The sequence below is a fragment of the Psychrobacter sp. 78a-MNA-CIBAN-0178 genome, assembly GCF_040309625.1.
Taxonomy (GTDB): domain Bacteria; phylum Pseudomonadota; class Gammaproteobacteria; order Pseudomonadales; family Moraxellaceae; genus Psychrobacter; species Psychrobacter okhotskensis.
In genome coordinates, this window is the sequence record NZ_JBEOOZ010000051.1 from 1 (window position 1) to 4,224 (window position 4,224).

The following is a 4,224-nucleotide window of genomic DNA, read 5'->3' on the forward strand; positions in this document are numbered from 1 at the left end:
AATGTCAGTTTGCTTGGTCATTGCTTATTCTCCTGTTATGGGATTATAAGCAGTTACACAGTTTTTAGGAAACTCCCCTGATCAAATAATGATAGCTCTAAAATATTAGCAAACTCAGATACTCAGAATTATAATTCACAAACATCTTTAGATAAGATCCTAAATTCAGATGATCCTAGAGAAGTAGCCTATTTAATTCATCCAACTAAAGAGATGTTAGTTTACTGTTATCATGACGTAAGGTCTGAATGCTATATTGAAGGAGTACATAATAGTCAGTTTTTTAAATACGACATTTCTCAAGTCGAAGGCCAAAACAAAGGTAAACTGACTTCTCCAGGAAACCCTATTGATTCAGCTAAAACGATGCCAATGAAGTGGTTAACTATAAATAATGAATACGCTCAGGTACTTATGACTTCAAAGATAATGTTGAACTCACAACAATACACATTGCAGGAGCCTCTTGTTATTTATTATAAAAATGGAATGATGGTTAGATAATTAGCTTATGATTGAAAAAATATTTAGCAATTGGTTGTTTTTTAGTTTTATGCTTCTAACTACTGCCTGCCAAGCAGAAAAAGAGGTCTCTATCCCGCCTCATGCTTATGTTTCAGTAGAAGAAAGCCCTGAAACCTTTAAAAAAAATAATGAGGACATTAAACAGTATTGGAGTTTTGATGATAATCCGCTCAATATTGGTAGCTTAGGCGTTACTTTTTACGAAATTAACTTTCCGTCTAACAATGGGACTGCGACTTTCAACTATCCAAACATTCCATCACTTACTGTTGATAATGTTGGTATGACCTCAGGCTTCTATATTCATGATAAACCTAAACGAGGCATACAGTCGGTTCGAATTGATTTTTTCGTCCCTAACTCTCAAGGTAGCTATGCTGTTACGAAAAAAGATGCCTATGTCGCTGTGCAAAAACTGTTTAAACAGCTAGAAGAGCAAGGTTGGCAGAACGATCGTCGTGTCACTAGTGCTCGTATATCTCTCCAAGATAGTTATGATTATGTCACTGATGAGAATGTATCATCTAGCTTTCTAAACTATCAATACCCTCTAACCTTTGATCAGTTTAAACAGCTACCAAGCTTACAATTTTGGGATCTACGAAATGGCACTGATGTTTTTTTAGATATTACTATGCAATACAACTTTGAAGAAGAGGTTAACAATTACGTCTATATGATCAGTTTAGATTTTAGCTCCGAAGAGATTCATATCAACAGCTATCTCAGTTATGACAACCCAGACGATACTATGGAATCAGTTTTTATAGAAGCTTATCCAGACTTACCGCAAGCTAGACTATACGCTGAAACTCAAGCTTTAGAGATAGGCTTAGATATTCAACAAGACCAACCTGACTATACCCTACCACTCATACTAGAAAAAACAGGTATTGACACCAGTAAATTTATCTCTATTGACCCTTATAAAATTACTTATAAAGAGTTTATGCAGCGTTCCGAGGCGGGCGAAGACATGACACCTTACTATGAAAATAAAATCAAACCTAATAAACCCGAAATCACCAGTAAAGCTCGAGGGCGTTGCCCAGCAAATCAGCCTTGCCCTAAATCAGGCTACTGGTTTACCTTCGCAAAAGCAGATAGCCGAGCTTACTTCAAACAGGGTGATATCATGCCCAATTATCCTCACAATAATTGGGGTGAAGTTATTTGGCAGTTTGAGGGTGAGAAAGGCTAGTTTTTAATATTTCGATCTAAACCACCTTTGGGTGGTTTTTTATATTTAGCCCTCTCCACTCAACCGCAGACCCACGCACAAGTCCAAGAGCACAATTATCAACATCATACCCCGACCCTCACCCAAACTGGTCTTGGTGGTCAGCAATTAGCGGAGCGTTTAACGCAGTTAGCAACGGGACTTGGCAGACAAGTAAATGACCATAAGGCGATTAAAACCCAACTTAAAACTATCGCCAAGGAACAAGACACTAAAACCCATCAGCAAACACCTTACACGCTAATCGATAGCGCAGCGGATAGTGCTTATATCAGTGACGATACGCTAATTCAACGGTCAATGGGTGAGATGATCAGCACCACTCAGCAAGATATGATGATTAGTAGTGGCGATAGTCATCATCAAGTCAGTAGCGAGTCGTTAAACATAATCGCCGACGGTCAGTTTAGTATGACCAATGCGAAAGAGAACATCACTCTATCCGCGCATACAGGTAAGCTTGAGGCGACGGCTAAGCAGGATATAAACATCGCCTCCTCGACTAAAGCCGTTGAAGTAGTAGCGACTAATAAGATTACGCTGACGGCTGGTGGTGCGAGTATTGTCTTAGAAGGCAGTAATATCACAATCACTGCTAAGCAGTTTACGGAGAAGGCTGGTAAGCATAGTAAGGCTGGAGGTGGGATTGATAGTAGTTATTTATCGCGGCTACCTTTTGATAAGTTAGTAGAAAAAGAGTTCTTTGATGAGCAGATTCAGTTGGTTGACCCAATGGGTAATCCATTGCCTGATATGAAATATCTATTAACGGGTAAAAATGTAAATATAAAATCAGAATCAGATATTGAGGGTAAGACGCCTCGTATAGATTCGGGAGATCAGGAAGATGAACTGAAGATGCAACTAGTCTGGTCTACTTTTTTAAATAATAATAAATAGGGTGAAGGCATGGTTACTAAAGCGAAAACCAATACAACTATAAATAGCTGTACACCGAAAGCTTGTACCTGCGAAGAGTTATGGTCTGTCTCTCAGCAGTTTTGCCTAGAGCGTATGAGCGAAAAGGTCTCAAATAACACTTACAACTTCGTGGACAGTTATAGTGTAAGAGCACGACGTATTGCAGGTACATATGCTAGGTTTTATTTAGAAACTGAAAAGAATGGAGATCCACGTAAAAAAGGTCGTTTTTATTGGATGGCTTTAGGTGCGTTCGCTAGTAAAACGGTAGCTTGCACTTTGGAGCATTGGACTCTTACAGTAACTAAACACGGTATTGCAGTCACTGCTAGTGATTGGTTTGGACAAGGTAACTTTTGGCTGTTCCAAGATATTGCGGGATGGCATCATTACTATAGTAGTTATGGGTCTAAAGTTTTCTTTAACTGTATAAGTAAACGACATTCAAATAACCTCGTTCCACAAATAAAAACGGCAATAAATAAAGCCGATTGGGCAGCAAAATCTTTGCCTAAGATTAATTATTTAAAGACCAACGAACATATTCAAGCAGGGTTTGCTGAAGTTAGAAAGTTCGAAGAACTTCCTTCAAGTGATAAAGTTAAATCACAAAGAGCTCAAGCTCAATATCAAAATGTACTCATTATCGCTCAACATGAACAAGGAAAAGTCCTTCAACCCTTAATTTATGAACAATGGCGGCATAAGCGTGAGATTAATGCAATGGAATTAGCAGGTGGACTAGCACCTGAGGTTAAGCTATTTTTCTCAAATACTTGTAATGTACCGCAAGTCACAGTATACCCAACGTATCGTTATCCTGGCAGTCATCCTGAAAATAAAGACGACCCTAAATATGACAAGTATGTCTCTAAACCGGAATCAGATATTTTATTGTATAGTTATAAAAGCCGTATGAAATGGATTAAAAAAGCAGCAGAGAAATTTCATGGTCTAATGCAAACAGAAGAGAGCTATATGTTAGGCCAACTCCAAACGATGGCAGGTTGGTATCATAAACCTGATAAATTTTATCCATTTAACTAAAAGAAAAATACGATGCGATACTATCTACAACTTGCTTACGTTTTGTTTTTAAGCTTCTTTATAACCGCTTGTAATGCCCAAGATAAGGTAACCCCTATAATGCCTGATAAACCTTTAGAAATTTCATTAAACATGACTGCTAAAGAGTTATACGATGCCAACCCTGAGTATAAAGCTTTTCAAGAAGCGGACGCTCAACCTATGGGCGTTACTTTTCAAGGTTATGACTTTCCAACAAGCAACATGGGGAAAGCAATTTTCCATTATTCTGATGATAGTTTTAAGATTGACCAAGTTGTCACTATTTTAGCTATGGATAAGGTAACTAGCGAGCAGAGAGGGTTGAATAAAATTACAGTTGATTTTTTCTTCGACACTACAGACAACGGTATATCGGACGAAGATGCTTATCAAAAAATGATGGCTTTCTTTAAAGAACTGCAAGGTAAGGGTTGGACTTATGCTAAAAGTTTAAGTGAGCCTCGTTTAAG

General features: G+C 38.1%; 4 protein-coding genes. All 4 read left to right on the forward strand.

Annotated features, from left to right (window positions below; translation table 11 throughout):
• Positions 1–553: 553 nt before the first annotated feature.
• On the forward strand, positions 554–1,726 hold the full coding sequence (locus AAEY80_RS14080) for a hypothetical protein (RefSeq protein ID WP_350588497.1): 1,173 nt from the start codon (positions 554–556) through the stop codon (positions 1,724–1,726).
• A 27-nt stretch (positions 1,727–1,753) separates the two neighbouring features.
• The gene (locus AAEY80_RS14085) at positions 1,754–2,665 is read left to right on the forward strand and encodes a DUF2345 domain-containing protein (RefSeq protein ID WP_201567870.1); all 912 of its coding nucleotides are present in this window, start codon (positions 1,754–1,756) and stop codon (positions 2,663–2,665) included.
• Between the two features lie 9 nt (positions 2,666–2,674).
• On the forward strand, positions 2,675–3,733 hold the full coding sequence (locus tag AAEY80_RS14090; protein WP_201567872.1) for a DUF2515 family protein: 1,059 nt from the start codon (positions 2,675–2,677) through the stop codon (positions 3,731–3,733).
• 99 nt (positions 3,734–3,832) lie between these two features.
• Positions 3,833–4,224 (forward strand): hypothetical protein (locus AAEY80_RS14095; protein ID WP_350588499.1); only part of this gene is annotated, 392 nt, incomplete at its 3' end.

Coding starts and splice junctions, on each gene's coding strand:
- AAEY80_RS14080 (WP_350588497.1), top strand. CDS start 554: ATGCTTCTAACTACTGCCTGCCAAGCAGAAAAAGAGGTCTCTATCCCG.
- AAEY80_RS14090 (WP_201567872.1), top strand. CDS start 2,675: ATGGTTACTAAAGCGAAAACCAATACAACTATAAATAGCTGTACACCG.